Below are 14,607 nucleotides of genomic sequence, written 5' to 3'. Positions count from 1 at the left end.
GCAAGCGCTCATTGTTAGATCTCTCCCTCTTCAATGACCAGCGAGCCATGCTGCCCCGCATCCGACCACGCGACCCACGGAGCCGAGTGAAAGTACTGCAGCGCCACTGCTTCTCCGACGTCACGGCAGGTCTCCTGCAAGGAGGCCAACCGTTCTTCCAACGACTCGAGCAGCACACCTGGCCGGATGAATTCCAGCTCGCTTCGAGCCCGGCCCAGCAGCCGCTGCGCCTCGGCGGTGGATCCGACGCGGTTGTGTGCGCGGTGCATCAATTCGTCGAGGCTGTGCTCGGCCAGTTTGAGCGAGTGGTAGATGGACCGCGGGAAAAGCCGGTCCAGCAACATGAATTCGACGACCCGGTTGGCGTCGAGCACACCGCGGTAGGTGCGCAGGTAGGTGTCGTGGGCACCGGCTGAGCGCAGCACCGTCACCCAGGTCGGCGAGGATGCGCTGTCGCCGACCCGGGACAGCAGCAGCCGCACCGTCATATCGACCCGTTCAATGGCGCGGCCCAACACCAGGAAGCGGTAGCCGTCGTCGCGCGACAGTGTCGAATCGGTCAGCCCCGCGAACATCGCCGCCCGGCCCTCGATGAAGCTGAAGAACTCGTGCGGGCCCAGCCGGCGGGCCGCCCGCTCACGTTCGGCGAGCGCATTGTAGGTGGTATTCAGGCACTCCCACATGTCCGAGGACGTGACTTCCCTTGCCGAGCGGGCATTTTCGCGAGCCGCCGAGATCGCGTCGACGATCGAACAGCCACCCTCGAGATCGCGGCTGAACGCCACCAGATCGGTCAGTGACCACAGGTCGAGCTGATGTTTGGGCGGCTCGATGCCCAGCACCTGCAGCAGCACGCGGGAGGTTTGGTCGGGGTCGACGCTGGAGTCTTCGAGCAGCTGATGAACCGTGATGTCGAGAATGCGGGCGGTGTCGTCGGCGCGCTCGACGTAACGACCGATCCAGTAGAGCGCCTCGGCGTTGCGGGCGAGCATCAGTGCATCACCTGCTGCTGTTGTTGCTGATTCTGCTGCTGCTGATTCTGTTGTTGCTGGTTACCGGACTGCTCTGAGCCTTTCTCGGCGACCTGCGCTTTGGACGATTTGGGGATCTTGCGGACGATCTCAGCGGCCCCGAGCTCGCGCGCGGCCACTGACGTGCGCGAGGCCAGCACCCAGGTGTCCTTGGAACCGCCGCCCTGGCTGGAGTTCACCACCAGCGACCCTTCGGTGAGCGCGACGCGGGTCAGCCCGCCGGGCAACACCCACACGTCCTCGCCGTCGTTGACGGCGAAGGGGCGCAAGTCGACGTGCCGCGGAGCCAAGGCATCCCCGACCTTGGTGGGCACCGTCGAGAGCTGCACCACCGGCTGGGCGATCCAGCCGCGGGGATCGCCGATGACCTTCTTGCGGATCGTGGCCAGTTCCTTCTCCGAGGCGTCCGGTCCGAACACGATCCCATAGCCGCCGGAGCCCTCGACCGGTTTGATCACCAGCTCGTCGAGACGGTCGAGCACCTCTTCGCGTTCGTCATCGAGCCAGCAGCGCAACGTGTCGACGTTGGCGACCAACGGCTTCTCGCCGAGGTAGTACTCGATGATGGTCGGCACATAGGTGTAGACGAGCTTGTCGTCGCCGACACCGTTGCCGACCGCGCTGGAGATCACGACGTTGCCGGCCCGGGCCGCGTTGAGCAGGCCCGCCACTCCCAGCACCGAGTCGGGGCGGAATTGCATGGGATCGAGGAAGTCGTCGTCGATGCGGCGGTAGATGACGTCCACCTGGCGCTCGCCCTCAGTGGTACGCATGTAGACCACGTTGTCGCGGCAGAACATGTCGCGACCCTCGACCAGTTCCACGCCCATCTGGCGAGCTAGCAGCGAATGCTCGAAATAGGCCGAGTTGAACGGGCCGGGGGTGAGCACGACCACCGTGGGGTCGGCCTCGTTGGTGGCCGCGGCGTTGCGCAACGCGCGCAGCAGGTGCGAGGCGTAGTCGCCGACCGCGCGCACCCGGTGGGTGGAGAACAGGTTCGGGAAGACCCTGGCCATGGTGCGCCGGTTCTCCATGACGTAGGAGACACCCGACGGGGACCGCAGGTTGTCCTCCAGCACCCGGAAGGTGCCCTGGGCGTCGCGCACCAGGTCGATGCCGGCGACGTGGATGCGCACCCCGTTGGGCGGGCTGATCCCGGCTGCCTGCCGGTGGAAGTGCTCACAGGAGGTGACCAGCCGTCGCGGGATGACCCCGTCGCGCAGGATCTCCTGGTCGCCGTAGATGTCGTCGAGATACATTTCCAGCGCCTTGACCCGCTGAGTGATGCCGCGCTCGAGGCGGGACCACTCAGCCGCGGAGATGACCCGCGGCACGAGGTCAAGCGGGAACGGACGCTCCTGGCCGGACAGCGAGAACGTGATGCCCTGGTCGATGAAGGCTCTGCCCAGCGCCTCGGCCCTGGCTTCGAGATCGTCGGTGTCCGCCGGAGCAAGTTCGGCGAAAATTCCCTTGTAGGGCCCCCTGACGTTGCCTTCTTTGTCGAACATCTCGTCAAAGGCCTTGGCATACGAGCCCATGGCGTTGTAGCCGCCGAAGATATGGTCGTGGCGGTGGGGCTGTCGCGAACCGTTACGAGACGACCGGCTGGATTCCGAAGGCAGGGTGCGAAGGCTCACCTGTCACATGCTGCCCGAAGATCGCTGTTTCGGCAGGCCAGTGAGCTCCACTTTGGGAGATTGACACCCACACTGGTACCCTGAGCAGTCGCTGCCCGAGGGCCCCACGGCCCCGGCAAGACCGAGACCCCCAAGCAAGAAAATCGGAGACCTAACGCGTGGCCAACATCAAGTCGCAGGAAAAGCGCATCCGCACCAACGAGCGGCGCCGGGTGCGCAACAAGTCGGTGAAGAGTTCGCTCCACACTGCGATCCGCGGTTTCCGCGCGGCCGCCGCCGAGGGCGACAAGGACAAGGCCGGCGAGCTGCTCGTGGCGACCAGCCGCAAGCTGGACAAGGCCGCCAGCAAGGGCGTCATCCACAAGAACCAGGCCGCCAACAAGAAGTCGGCGCTGGCTCAAGCCTTCAACAAGATCTGATCAGTCCCTGCCGCTACCGGCGGCCAGGTGCGCCACTTTGCGCACCGCATCCTCAAGGGCGTAGTCGGCATCAGCCGCTGCGCCCTTGACATTTGCGTTAAGCGCCGCCACCAGCCGGATCGCGGTCGCCACCTTGTCGCGGGACCAGCGCCGCGATTGCTTTTGCGCCTTCTGAACGCGCCACGGTGGCATGCCCAGCTCACCGGCCAGCCGGTAGGGGTCTCCCGTCAGCGGGCCCACCCGGGCGATGGTGTGAACCGCGTCTGCCAGCGCATCGGCCAGCACAACGTGCGGGACACCGCGCATCATCGCCCATCGCAGTGCCTCGGCCGACCCGGCGATATCGCCCACCACCGCCTTGTCTGCGATGTCAAACCCCGAGACCTCCGCCTTGCCGCTGTGATAGCGCCGCACCGCGGCCGTATCGATGTGGCCGCCGGTGTCCGCGACCAACTGCGAACAGGCCGACGCTAGTTCCCGGATGTCGGAGCCGACGGCGTCGAGCAGTGCGGTGACCGTGTCCTCGTTGACCTTGACCTTCTGGGCGCGGAACTCGGCCCGCACGAAGTCGGCCCGCTCGGCGGCCTTGCTGATCTTGGCGCACGGATGCACCTCGGCACCGAGCTTCTTGAGCTGATCGGCCAGCGCCTTGGCGCGCCCGCCGCCGGAGTGCACGACCACCAGCACGGTGCCCGGCGGCAGGTCCCCCGCCGCCGAGGCGATCAGCTCGACGGCCTCTTTGCCGGCTTCGGCGGCCGATTCGAGAACCACGACCCGCTCGTCGGCGAACAGCGACGGGCTGAGCAGTTCGACGAGCTCGTTGACCGACACCTCACCCGCGCGTAGCCGGTCCACCGGGACGTCGACGCTGCCTGCCGCGGTGCGTGCGGCCCGCAGCACCTCGGAGATGGCGCGATCGATCAGTAACTCTTCGTCACCGAGGATCAGGTGCAGGCCGGATGTCACCACACGATCCTGCCACGCCGCGCCGACGACGATCCGCGGCGGCGCGACACCCACCGCCAAAGCAGCACGACGACCAGCGTCACCCCACCGACAGTCGCTACGCCTGCCGCACCGGACGGCACCGGCACCGCGGCGCCGGGAATCTCGGCGGCCACTGACGCGACATTCAGCAGCCACCACAGTTCGGGCCCGGTGAAGCGGATCAACAGTCCGGCCGCAGGCGCCCACAACCAGCACACCGCCGCGGCCGCGGTGCCCAACACGGTGATCGGTGGAATAACCACGGCAACAGCCACATTGGCTATCACACTGATCACACTGAAGCGACCCGAGATCGCCGCCACCAACGGAGCGGTGACCAACTGCGCGGCCAACGCGATGCAGACAGCCTCGGCCAGCGGCCTCGGCCAGCCCCGCGCGATCAACCGCGCCGACCAGCCCGGCGCCAGCACGACCAGGGCGGCGGTCGCCGACACCGACAGCGCGAAACCGGCGTCAACCGCCAATTGCGGTGTCAGAATGAGCAATCCGAGCACGGTGGCCGCCAATACCGGGATGGTCTGTCGCCGGCGGGCGCTCACGATCGCTACCAGTGCGATCGCACCCATCAGAGCGGCCCGCAGGACGCTGGCACTCGGCTGCACCACGACGACGAACGCCATCAGCGCGACGCCTGCCAGCCCGACGGCGATACGAGGACCGATCACTCCCGCCGAGAGCAGCACCGCGCCGCACACGATCGTGACATTGGCACCGGACACCGCGGTCAAGTGAGTCAGACCAGCCGTGCGGAATTGTGCTGTCGTTCCTGCGGATACAGTCGAAGTGTCGCCGAGTACGAGTCCGGGCAGGATCGCGGCCTGATCGGCGGGCAGCACGTCGCGTGCCGCCGCCGCGAAGCGTGTACGCACCGCTCTGGCTGCACGTTGCAGCGGTGACGCGCGGCCCAGGACGGGTTCACCGGTGGCATTGAGTACGCCCACCGTGAGGTCGTGCCTGGCCGGTCTGCTGATACGCGCCTTGAACCGGGCCGGCTGGCCTGCCATCAGGTCGCCGAACCCCGTAATCGGGGCGAAAACGACTACGCTGCCGGTCATTTCAGCGCCATTCAGCTCGGCCAGCGTGCCGCGGAATAGGAGACGTCCGCTGCCCAGCGGCCGGGGATCCTCCCCCGGTGTCACCGTGACGGTGGCCACGGCGCCGATCTGGCGCGCCACCGGGTGGTCGCGGACCGCGTCGGCGCGCATCGCCGCCGCCAGGGCGAACCCCGCTCCGATCAGCGCGGCGCCGATCACCGCGACGGCGGTCGTGCGCAGCACCGGGCGGCCCGCACCACACCAGCGAGCCAGCGCCGCCCACCCCAGCCCGACGACCGCGCACACCGCGGCCAGCACCGCGCCGACTGGCCAGGTGATACCGGCCGCGGTGACCACCCACGCGGTCAGCGCCGCCGGCACCAGCCGCAGATCCAACGCGGCGACGGGCGGTGCCGGATCGGTCACACCCGCACCAGTGCCCGAAGCTTCTCCAGCCGTGCCGGCCCGATGCCGTCGACCTCCCCGAGTTGGTCGACGCTGCTGAACTTTCCATGGGCGTCCCGCCACGCCACGATCGCCGAGGCCGTCACCGGCCCGACCCCGGGCAGTGCGTCGAGCTGTTCGACGGTGGCGGTGTTCACGTCGATCGGGGCGGCCGGTGCCCCCGTCCCCTTGCCCGGCGACGCAGGCGGATCGGAAGCAGCCGCCGGTGGTCCGCCGCTGACCGAGCTGCCCAGCGCGGTCGGCTGGCCCGCCGGGGTGCCGATGCCGACCACTATCTGCTCACCGTCGGACAGGTGGCGGGCCAGGTTCAGGCCCAGCGTGTCGGCGCCGGCGATGGTGCCACCGGCGGCCGACACCGCGTCGGCGATACGGGCGCCGGGCGCCAGCGTCACCAGACCGGGTTTGGTGACCAGCCCGACGACGCTGACGACGACCGGCTGGTTGGCGTCCGCGCTGGGCCGAGCGGCGGCCGAGGACACCATCTCCACCGGCGGGAGCTTGGCGGAGGTGACCGGCGGCGGATCGTCACGCATAAGGGTGAACACCGTGATGAGTACGGCGACAACAGCGATCACCGCCAGGGCGATACCACCGGCCCGGCCGGGGTCGGCGCGGACCGCGGCCAGCCAGCCCGCGCCGTGTTCGGACGGTCCGTCAGGGATCCAGCTGGGCAGCGGAATTTCGTCCTCGGCGTCTTCGTCATGGTGGTCCGGTTCGTTCGGGCGCAGGCGCGCCAGCGGCTGCTCGGATCGCATGCCGCGACCGTAAGCGCGCACCCGGACCGCGAACGCTCCTCCAAGCAGCCGACAGCCCGACCCTGTGGATGATGCCGAGTCTGTGGACAGGCCTCCGGGGCGGCCCGTGTGCCGCCCGATAGGACTTCGCCTTTCGGGAGGGCGCCCGGTGGTGGTAGACCCATCAGGATCGTTTGCCAGCCGAGGAGGACTTCCCATGACCACCACCGCCGACCGTCCAATTCGGGTGATCCAGTGGACCACTGGCAATATCGGACGCCGGTCGCTGCACGCGATCATCAGCCGGCCGGACCTGGAGCTGGTCGGGGTGTACGCCCACGGCGCCGACAAGCTCGGTGTCGATGCCGCCGAATTGTCGGGCTGGCCCGAACCCACCGGCGTCACCGCGACCAACGACATCGACGCGCTGCTGGCCGCCAAGCCAGACGCATGCTGCTACAACCCGTTGTGGCCCAGCGTCGACGAGTTGGTGCGCCTACTGGAGGCCGGGGTCAACGTGTGTTCCTCGGCGGCCTGGATCACCGGCGGCAAGCAGTCACCGGAGGATCTGAACAGAATCCGAAAGGCTTGCGAACAAGGCAATTCGACGATCTTCGGCAGCGGCGCCCATCCCGGTATGACGAACATGGTCGGCATGGTGCTGTCCGGCGCATGTGAAAGCGTCGACGAGATCCGGATCACGGAGTCGGTGGACTGTTCGACGTATGAGTCGGCGGGCACGCAGTCCGCGATGGGCTTCGGCTGCGATCCGCAGACTCCGGGACTGGAGGAGAGCGTGCGCCGGGAGAGCGAAGTGTTCGCCGAGTCGGCGGCGATGATGGCCGATGCGATCGGCGCGCAGCTGGACCGGATGACGTTCGACGTCACCTTCACCACCGCCACCGGCGACAGCGACCTCGGATTCATGACGATCCCGGAGGGCACCGTCGGCGGGGTGTACGGCTACCACCGCGGCTGGGTCGGTGACCGCAATGTGGTGAGCGTCGGCTTCAACTGGACCATGGGCAGCCACGTAGTGCCGCCCAAACCGCTGGAGCACGGTCACGTCATCCAGGTCTACGGCGTGCCCAACATGCGCACGGTACTGCACTGCCTGCCGCCGAAGAATTGGCCTGAGTCCGGTTTCATGGGGCTGGGCATGATCTATACCGCGATGCCGGTCACCAACGCTGTGCCTGCGGTGGTGGCGGCCGCGCCGGGCATCGTCACGCTGGCGGACCTGCCCCCGGTGACCGGGCGCTTTTCCGGCTGAGCCAACCGGCGGGAATTAATCCGGACCGTAGTCCGGTTACTTGGTCTGAGGTGCTGGGCACTAGGTCCAGCACGCCCGGAACAAGGAGACCCCTCGATGACCGCACCGGCTCAGACCACCGATCTCAGCGCAGGAACCTGGGCGATCGACCCCGTCCACTCGTCGATCAGCTTCTCGGTACGCCACCTCGTCGTCAGCAAAGTCCGCGGGACCTTCGGCACGTTCAGCGGGGCGGTGACCGTCGCGGCTGACGGCACCCCGTCGGTGTCGGCGGAGATCGACGTGGCCTCGGTGCACTCCGGCAACGAGCAGCGCGATGCGCACCTGCGGGCGGCTGATTTCTTCGACGTCGAGAAGTACCCCACCGCGACATTCGTGTCGGCATCGGTGACCCCCGACGGCGACGACTACCGCCTTGAGGGCGATTTCACCCTCAAGGGCGTGACGAAGAGAGTCGCTCTGGCCCTTCAGTTCAACGGGGTCAACCCTGGCATGGGGCACGGCGCGGTCGCGGGCTTCGAGGCATCAGTGGTGTTGAACCGCAAGGACTTCGGGATCGACATCGACATGCCGCTGGAAACCGGCGGCGCTGTCGTCGGCGACAAGGTCACCATTACCTTGGAGATCGAGGCGCTCAGGCAGGCCTGAGAGGTCCCGGCGGGGTGGGGTCGACGGCGACGACGATTCCCACCGCGCCGGCGCCGACGTGGACGCCGAGCACGGGGCCCAGGTCGGTGACGACGGCATCGCCGCAGCCGGGTAGCGCGGAGGCAAGTGTGGCCGCGATCTCAGCGGCCGCACCGGGATTGTCTATGTGGTGGACCGCGAGGGCCGCGCGCTGCTCCCCCACCACCTCGAGTACCTGCTCGACCATCGCCGCGTGCGCCTTGGATGCGGTGCGTACCCGTTGGGCCAGCACCAGCCGGCCCTGTTCGTCGATGCGCAGCAACGGCTTGAGGGCCAGCGCGGTGCCGAGCCAGGACGCCGCGGTGCCGATCCGGCCACTGCGCCGCAGATTATCCAGCCGCTGCACGACGATATGAGCGCGCACCCGGGACACCGTTGATTCCGCTTCGGCGACAACGGTTTCGATCTTCGCTCCCGCGTGTGCTGCGCGGGCGGCGGCCAGTGCGACAAAGCCGGTGCCCATCGCTGTCGACTTCGAGTCCACCACCCGCACCGCACCGTCGAACTCGCGTGCGGCATATTCGGCGGCGCCGAGCGTGCTGGAAAGTTCCCCGGAGATGTGGACGGCCACCACACCGTCGCCGTCGCTGTCGCGCAACGCGTCTCGGTAGGCTGCGCTGAGTTCACTCGGGGTGGCACCGGCAGTCGTCACGTGCCCGCGCTGGTACAGATCGCCCGGGACGGCGTCGACGCCATCGCGCAGGTCGCGCCCGTCGACCAGGATGTGCAGCGGCACCACACGGATATTGCGGGCGCGGACCTCGTCGGCCTTCAGCCGAGCCGACGAATCGGTGACCACGACGACGGCCATGGTCAGTCCCGGGTGTTGTCGAGCGGAACACCAGCCTCGGCAAGAGCTTTGAGCATCAGATCGGCGACGCCCTGGTGCGCTTCGAAGTTCCAGTGGATACCGTCAGGGTTGCCACGTCCGGCCAGAACCTCTTCGGCCACCGCGGCTTTCAGGTCCACCACCGGCATCTCGTGCTCGGCTGCCCACGCGTTGATCGCGGCAACAGTACCTGCCCGGCCGCGATGCGACATGCCATATGTGGGGGCGATGTGCACCGAGGGCACAGAGGCGACCATCGGGATGCCTGGGCGGTTGAAATCCAAAGCACCACGGGTCATTTCCAGATACTCGACCGTCAGATGAGGCGGCAGTGCTGGGCGGGCGATGGGCGACAGCCTTGGCTGCAGCCAACCGTAGCCGTCGCGCGCCCACCGGCGCAGCCAGGATGGGCGCACGTAGCGGATCAGTTCGCGCAATGCAGTCGGCAACGGTGACGGCAGCGAGTCCATGCCGCTGGTCGCGAAGATCACCGCACCGGCACGAGGCAATGCGGCCCACGCCCGCGGATCCTGCGTGGCCGCCCACCAGACGTCGCGACTGGTCCAGCCGATCCGCCCGATCAGCTCGACATCCCAGCCCAGCTGGCGGGCAACAATATTGGGCCAAATGCGCGGATCGTCAGCGGGCAGACCGCCTAACGGGCCGTAGTAGGACAGGGAATCACAGAAGATCAATAGAGTCCGGGGGAAAGGAGCGGAGCGACCCGAAGGAGGATCCAGCCGGTCAGAGGACATCGTTGGCCACCTGAGCCGAGGCGTTCCACACGTCGAGCCGCCATCGGATGGCTTCGAACGCAGCGTCGTCGGCGCTGTGCCCGGACAGCTGTGCCCAGCTGGCGTTACCCATCCCGCCCAGCACCGGCCAGCTCTCGACGGGGAGTCCGAGAAGTGCCGCACACAGCGCTGCGATCAGCCCACCATGAGCCACCAGCACCACCGGCCGGTCGGGATCATCCCGACCCCACTCAGGTTCTCCGGCAACCAATTCGGCAACCAGTGGCACACTGCGATCAGCAACGTCGATACGACTTTCGCCACCGTGCGGCGCCCAGGTGGCGTCGTCGCGCCAAGCCTGCCGCGCTCCGGGCGCGTGGTCGTCCACCTGATGATGCGTGAGCCCCTGCCAGTCACCGAGGTGGGTCTCCCGAAGCCGGGTATCGGCCTGCACCCGTAGCCCGGTGCGCTCCGCCAGCGCCACCGCGGTGTCATAGGCGCGCCGCAGGTCCGAGGAAACGATCAACAGCGGCTGGCGCTTGGCCAGCACCTCGGCGGCCGCAACGGCCTGCGCCCGGCCCAGATCGGTCAGTTCGGTGTCGAGCTGGCCCTGCATACGGCTATCGGCGTTGTACTCGGTCTGGCCGTGCCGCAGCATGACCAGACGGCGCACCGTCACGGCACCTCCTCCGATGTCGCCGGCCCGACAGCTCCGGCCTCGACATCGTCCACATCGACCGAGAGGAACGGGCAGTCCCGCCACAGCCGGTCCAGGGCGTAGAAGTTGCGCTCCTCCTGGTGCTGGATGTGCACCACGATGTCGACGTAGTCCAGCAAGACCCAGCGGCCTTCCCGGGTGCCCTCCCGGCGGGCAGGCTTGTACCCGGCCAGCCGCATCTTCTCCTCGACCTCGTCGACGATCGCGTTGACCTGCCGTTCGTTGGACGCCGAGGCGATCACGAAGCAGTCGGTGATGACCAGCTGGCCGGAGACGTCGATGACGACGATGTCCTGCGCGAGTTTGGCTGCCGCGGCGCGGGCAGCCACGGTGGCCATCTGGACGGCTTCGTCGGACGCGGTCACGTGGTGGTCTCCTCGATTGTGGTGACGGCGGCGATGCGGCGCACCTGGCCCGCCGCGCTGTACAGGCCGCGCTTGGACACGTATTGCACGACGCCGTCGGGCACTAGATACCAGATCGTCCGGTTACCGGCGGCGCGGACGCGGCAGTCGGTGGACGAGATAGCCAACGCGGGCACCTCGACCAGGCTCAGTGCTTCTTCGGGCAGCTGGTCGAAGGCGGCGACGATGTGCTGTCCGTTGAGTTCGTAGCCCGGCCGGCTGACGCCGACGAACTTGGCGAGAGCGAAAAGCTCCTCCCAGTTCTGCCAGGACAGGATCGAGGCCAGAGCGTCTGCCCCGGTGATGAAGAACAGGTCAGCGTCCGGGTTCAGCGAGCTCAGGTCGCGCAGCGTGTCATGCGTATAGGTGGGTCCACCGCGATCGATGTCGACCCGGCTGACGGAGAACCGGGGGTTGGACGCGGTCGCGATGACCGTCATCAGGTAACGGTCCTCGGGAGGGGTCACCTCCCGGGACTTCTGCCACGGCTGGCCGGTGGGCACGAACACCACCTCGTCGAGATCGAAGAGGTCGGCCACCTCACTGGCCGCGACGAGGTGGCCGTTGTGGATGGGATCGAACGTTCCACCCATCACGCCGAGCCTGCGTCGAGCCGAGGAAACCACGATTGACCAGCTTACGGGAGGGCGGCGGGCGTTTCGCGACGCTCGCAAGCCATCGCGAGAATTGCGCGCCGGCAAAGAACATCCCGGGATATTGCTGCGGTTCAGGTACCATTTTGCGCCGATTCGAGTTATGCCGATCAAGGGGTCAATGATGATGAAGTTCGGCAGTCGACGCAGGGCACTGCCCGTGACGAGTGTGGCTGCCGTGGCCGCCGCCGTGGTGGTGGGATTCACCCCGACGATGACGACGGCACCGGCGCTCACCGCCGCGACCGTGGATTACCTGTACGGGACGAACATCGGCTGGACACCCACCGACGACCAATATCGCGCGTTCATCTCTCAGGTGCTGGAAGGCACGGACACCCCGTCCAACCCGCCCGCGTCGAGCGGCTGCGTCGCGTACAACGCCGGCTTCTGGCCATTTTCGAACAACGGCATCTTCGATTTGACGTGGAACAAGTCGGTCGCCCAGGGTGTGGCGCACCTGGAGGCCAAGAACCCCGGAGGCGATGTCGTGTTCGGGATATCGCAGGGTGCGGTTGTGCTGTCTCGCTACAAGACCGCCCATCCCGAAGGCACCGGCAACACGTTCGTCCTCGTCGAAAACCCGAGCCGGCCCAATGGCGGAATCTTGGAAAGGTTTGCCGGGCTGTACATTCCGGGCCTTGACATCAGTTTGAGTGGCGCCACCCCCGACAACGGTGACACCACGGTCGACGTGGCACGCCAGTACGACGGCTGGGCGGACTTCCCCACCTACCCGCTGGATCTGCTGGCGACGGTCAACGCGATCATGGGCATGATCTACGTCCACGCGCAGACGCAGACCGAACTCACCGCCGGGCAGATCGAAGCCGCCACGGCCGGCGGCAGCGCGTACTACCAAGTGCATGGGGACACAACGTATTACCTGATACGCACTCCCCTGGTGCCGCTGCTGATGCCGCTGCAGGGCATTGTGCCCGAACCGATTCTGGGCGCGATCGATCCGGTGCTGCGCAAGTTCATAGAGATGGGTTACGACCGAACCGATTACAGCAAGCCGACGAAGGCGCAGTTACTCCCTGGAATCGACCTCCTCCCATCGCTGCGCCTTCCTTCGATCAGCCTTCCCGCGGTCGCCACGCAGAAAGCCGTCACCGCGGCCAGCACGCCGAAGAAGGTCAGCACCGCCAAGAAGGCGACCTCCGCCAAGTCGGCCGCATCGTCGCAGAGCGACGGACCGAAGAAGAGCACCGGCGGCAGCGCGCGACCGTCGAACTGATCGGCTACACCGGGGCAGCGGGGGCTTCCAGTGGGAAAATGCCTTGGGAGACAAGTCAATCGGTGTCATCGGCATCTTGGCGTATTTGTTCCGCGGCCACTTCTGGCTCTGCACGATCATCGTGCTGACGATCCAATACATCGGCGACGGCGCGGGCCACGTCTACTACTGGCTGGCCGAGAACGACACCGAGCCCTACAACAGCGGCTTTCCGCTATGGACGAACTTCCTACTCCCGATCGTCATGTGGGCGCCGTACCTCTGGTCTCGGCGCACCGGCGGCGACGCGCTGGCCTAGACGGGGAGCAGCTGGTCGATCACCGCGGCGAGCTGCTTGGCCGAACGGCATTCGTGCATGGGGATGACGTCCTCGTAGCGCGGCACTGCCGAGTCACCACTGCCCCACAGATGCCGGGGCTCTGGATTGAGCCAATGCGCATGCCGGCTGGCACTGACCATGTGCGCAAGGACGTCGACGGCGGGGTTGCGGTAGTTGGTGCGCGCGTCGCCGAGCACCAGCAGCGAGCTGCGCGGCGACAGCACATTGTGAAAGTTCTCGGTGAACGACACGAACGCGTTGCCGTAGTCGGAGTGCCCGTCGCGGGTGTAGACGCCCGCCTCCCGGGTGATGCGTTGGATAGCGACGGCGAGGTCGGCGTCCGGACCGAACAGGTGGGTCACCTCGTCGGTGGTGTCGATGAAAGCGAATACCCGCACCCGGGAGAACTGCTGACGTAGCGCGTTCACGAGCAGCAGTGTGAAGTGGCTGAAACCGGCCACCGAGCCCGAGACATCGCACAGCACAACCAGTTCCGGTCGCGCCGGCCGCGGCTTTCGCAGCACCACGTCGATCGGCACGCCACCGGTCGACATCGACTTGCGCAGCGTCTTGCGAAGGTCGATGGAACCGGAACGGGCGCGACGGCGGCGCGCGGCCAGCCGGGTCGCCAACATCCGCGCCAGCGGGGAGACCACCTTGCGCATCTGGCGCAGCTGATCGCCGGAGGCCCGCAGGAATTCGACATTTTCGGCCAGCTGCGGGATGCCGTACATCTGGACGTGCTCGCGGCCCAGCTGTTCGGCGGTGCGTCGCTTGGTCTCGCTTTCCACCATCCGGCGAAGCTGTGCGATCTTCTGTGCGGCAAGCGCTTTGGCGATCTGCTCCTGCGTGGGCGTCGGGTCGTCGTCGTGCGGCGCCAGCAGTCCGGCCAGCAGCCGGCCCTCCAGTTCGTCCAGCCCCATCGCCTTAAGCGCCTGATACGACGAGTACGACGGGCCCCTGCTGGAGTTGTAACGCCCGTAGGCCTCGACGATCTGAGCGATCATCGCGACCAGCCGCTCGTCCATGTCACCGATGTCGGGATTGTCGGCCAGCATGTCCAGCAGCATTTGCCGCATCGCCTCGATGTCCTCGGGCGGCAACCCGTCCGGCGAATCCTCGTCGGCGTCCTCGTCGACCACGACGGTCCGCCCACCGAGCGCGGCCGGCCACCACAGGTCGAACAGCGCGTCGTAGGTCGGCCGGTGGTCGGCGCGGCGCAGCACCGCACAGGCCAGTCCCTCGCGCAGCGACTCGCGGTCACCGAGCCCCAGCACGGTCAGCACCCGGCCGGCGTCGACCGTCTCAGACGGGCCCACCGAAATCCCTTGGGCACGTAGCGCTTCGACGAAGCCGACCAGATGGCCGGGCAGCCCGTGCGGGGCCAGCGGCTGTGAGGGGCGCACCCTGCGGACGGCCATC

At 67.4% G+C, this 14,607-nt stretch carries 15 protein-coding genes and 1 pseudogene; 5 read left to right on the top strand and 11 right to left on the bottom strand.

Annotation, left to right across the window (positions count from 1 at the left end):
- Positions 1-14 precede the first annotated feature (14 nt).
- Complete coding sequence (locus tag CG716_RS16195) at positions 15-992, bottom strand: alpha-E domain-containing protein (RefSeq protein ID WP_094481354.1); 978 nt, start codon at positions 990-992, stop codon at positions 15-17.
- The gene (locus tag CG716_RS16190; protein ID WP_410430795.1) at positions 992-2,668 is read right to left on the bottom strand and encodes a circularly permuted type 2 ATP-grasp protein; all 1,677 of its coding nucleotides are present in this window, start codon (positions 2,666-2,668) and stop codon (positions 992-994) included. The genes CG716_RS16195 and CG716_RS16190 overlap by 1 nt, the downstream gene beginning before the upstream one ends.
- Before the next feature lie 158 nt (positions 2,669-2,826).
- On the opposite strand from CG716_RS16190, the gene rpsT reads away from it, so the two are divergent.
- The gene (gene rpsT, locus CG716_RS16185) at positions 2,827-3,087 is read left to right on the top strand and encodes a 30S ribosomal protein S20 (protein WP_094481352.1); all 261 of its coding nucleotides are present in this window, start codon (positions 2,827-2,829) and stop codon (positions 3,085-3,087) included.
- On the opposite strand, the gene holA is transcribed toward rpsT, so the two are convergent.
- Genes holA through CG716_RS16170 form a run of 3 tightly spaced genes read right to left on the bottom strand, consistent with a single transcriptional unit; the run spans position 3,088 to position 6,349 of the window.
- On the bottom strand, positions 3,088-4,053 hold the full coding sequence (gene holA / locus CG716_RS16180) for a DNA polymerase III subunit delta (protein ID WP_207760699.1): 966 nt from the start codon (positions 4,051-4,053) through the stop codon (positions 3,088-3,090).
- Positions 4,050-5,519 carry a ComEC/Rec2 family competence protein gene (locus CG716_RS16175; RefSeq protein ID WP_094481513.1) on the bottom strand — a complete coding sequence of 490 codons (1,470 nt, stop codon included), beginning with the start codon at positions 5,517-5,519 and terminating at the stop codon, positions 4,050-4,052. Before CG716_RS16175 ends, holA begins: the two co-directional genes overlap by 4 nt.
- A 32-nt stretch (positions 5,520-5,551) precedes the next feature.
- Positions 5,552-6,349, bottom strand: coding sequence for a ComEA family DNA-binding protein (locus CG716_RS16170; protein ID WP_094481511.1), 798 nt, complete (start codon positions 6,347-6,349; stop codon positions 5,552-5,554).
- Positions 6,350-6,545: 196 nt separating this feature from the next.
- Between CG716_RS16170 and CG716_RS16165 the strand changes: the two genes are divergently transcribed.
- Entirely contained in the window at positions 6,546-7,601 is a 1,056-nt protein-coding gene (locus CG716_RS16165; RefSeq protein ID WP_094481350.1) for an NAD(P)H-dependent amine dehydrogenase family protein, read from the top strand.
- Between the two features lie 96 nt (positions 7,602-7,697).
- A complete protein-coding gene (locus CG716_RS16160) occupies positions 7,698-8,249 on the top strand; it encodes a YceI family protein (RefSeq protein ID WP_094481348.1) in 552 nt (183 codons plus the stop codon).
- Here CG716_RS16160 and CG716_RS16155 read toward each other — a convergent pair.
- The 5 genes from CG716_RS16155 to nadD are packed head-to-tail and all read right to left on the bottom strand — an operon-like array spanning position 8,236 to position 11,599.
- Positions 8,236-9,099 carry a DegV family protein gene (locus CG716_RS16155; RefSeq protein WP_094481346.1) on the bottom strand — a complete coding sequence of 288 codons (864 nt, stop codon included), beginning with the start codon at positions 9,097-9,099 and terminating at the stop codon, positions 8,236-8,238. The two genes, CG716_RS16160 and CG716_RS16155, sit on opposite strands and share 14 nt — an antisense overlap.
- Before the next feature lie 2 nt (positions 9,100-9,101).
- Complete coding sequence (gene octT, locus CG716_RS16150; protein ID WP_094481344.1) at positions 9,102-9,872, bottom strand: diglucosylglycerate octanoyltransferase; 771 nt, start codon at positions 9,870-9,872, stop codon at positions 9,102-9,104.
- Positions 9,862-10,530, bottom strand: a complete 669-nt coding sequence (gene gpgP, locus CG716_RS16145) for a glucosyl-3-phosphoglycerate phosphatase (protein ID WP_094481342.1) — start codon at positions 10,528-10,530, stop codon at positions 9,862-9,864. Before gpgP ends, octT begins: the two co-directional genes overlap by 11 nt.
- A complete protein-coding gene (rsfS, locus tag CG716_RS16140; RefSeq protein WP_094481340.1) occupies positions 10,527-10,934 on the bottom strand; it encodes a ribosome silencing factor in 408 nt (135 codons plus the stop codon). Before rsfS ends, gpgP begins: the two co-directional genes overlap by 4 nt.
- Complete coding sequence (nadD, locus tag CG716_RS16135) at positions 10,931-11,599, bottom strand: nicotinate-nucleotide adenylyltransferase (protein WP_264003653.1); 669 nt, start codon at positions 11,597-11,599, stop codon at positions 10,931-10,933. Before nadD ends, rsfS begins: the two co-directional genes overlap by 4 nt.
- Between nadD and CG716_RS16130 the strand changes: the two genes are divergently transcribed.
- Positions 11,544-12,866: a PE-PPE domain-containing protein gene (locus CG716_RS16130; RefSeq protein WP_094481338.1), complete on the top strand. Its 1,323-nt coding sequence runs from the start codon at positions 11,544-11,546 to the stop codon at positions 12,864-12,866. The genes nadD and CG716_RS16130 overlap by 56 nt on opposite strands.
- A pseudogene (locus CG716_RS16125) lies at positions 12,854-13,164 on the top strand (DUF6790 family protein); the annotation flags it as partial. The gene CG716_RS16130 and the pseudogene CG716_RS16125, both read left to right, overlap by 13 nt.
- Here the strand turns inward: CG716_RS16125 and CG716_RS16120 are convergent.
- Positions 13,161-14,606 carry a vWA domain-containing protein gene (locus tag CG716_RS16120; RefSeq protein WP_094481336.1) on the bottom strand — a complete coding sequence of 482 codons (1,446 nt, stop codon included), beginning with the start codon at positions 14,604-14,606 and terminating at the stop codon, positions 13,161-13,163. The pseudogene CG716_RS16125 and the gene CG716_RS16120 overlap by 4 nt on opposite strands.
- Position 14,607 lies beyond the last annotated feature (1 nt).

Origin of the sequence: Mycolicibacterium sphagni, assembly GCF_002250655.1 — a bacterium.
Lineage (GTDB): Bacteria > Actinomycetota > Actinomycetes > Mycobacteriales > Mycobacteriaceae > Mycobacterium > Mycobacterium sphagni.
The sequence above is the reverse complement of the archived record's forward strand: the minus strand, read 5'-3'. Positions and strand labels throughout refer to the sequence as shown.

Excerpts from the sequence above, each read along its gene's own strand:
- CG716_RS16195 (WP_094481354.1), bottom strand. The coding sequence starts at position 992 with ATGCTCGCCCGCAACGCCGAGGCGCTCTACTGGATCGGTCGTTACGTC.
- CG716_RS16170 (WP_094481511.1), bottom strand. The coding sequence starts at position 6,349 with ATGCGATCCGAGCAGCCGCTGGCGCGCCTGCGCCCGAACGAACCGGAC.
- CG716_RS16165 (WP_094481350.1), top strand. The coding sequence starts at position 6,546 with ATGACCACCACCGCCGACCGTCCAATTCGGGTGATCCAGTGGACCACT.
- CG716_RS16160 (WP_094481348.1), top strand. The coding sequence starts at position 7,698 with ATGACCGCACCGGCTCAGACCACCGATCTCAGCGCAGGAACCTGGGCG.
- CG716_RS16155 (WP_094481346.1), bottom strand. The coding sequence starts at position 9,099 with ATGGCCGTCGTCGTGGTCACCGATTCGTCGGCTCGGCTGAAGGCCGAC.
- octT (WP_094481344.1), bottom strand. The coding sequence starts at position 9,872 with ATGTCCTCTGACCGGCTGGATCCTCCTTCGGGTCGCTCCGCTCCTTTC.
- CG716_RS16130 (WP_094481338.1), top strand. The coding sequence starts at position 11,544 with ATGGGATCGAACGTTCCACCCATCACGCCGAGCCTGCGTCGAGCCGAG.
- CG716_RS16120 (WP_094481336.1), bottom strand. The coding sequence starts at position 14,606 with ATGGCCGTCCGCAGGGTGCGCCCCTCACAGCCGCTGGCCCCGCACGGG.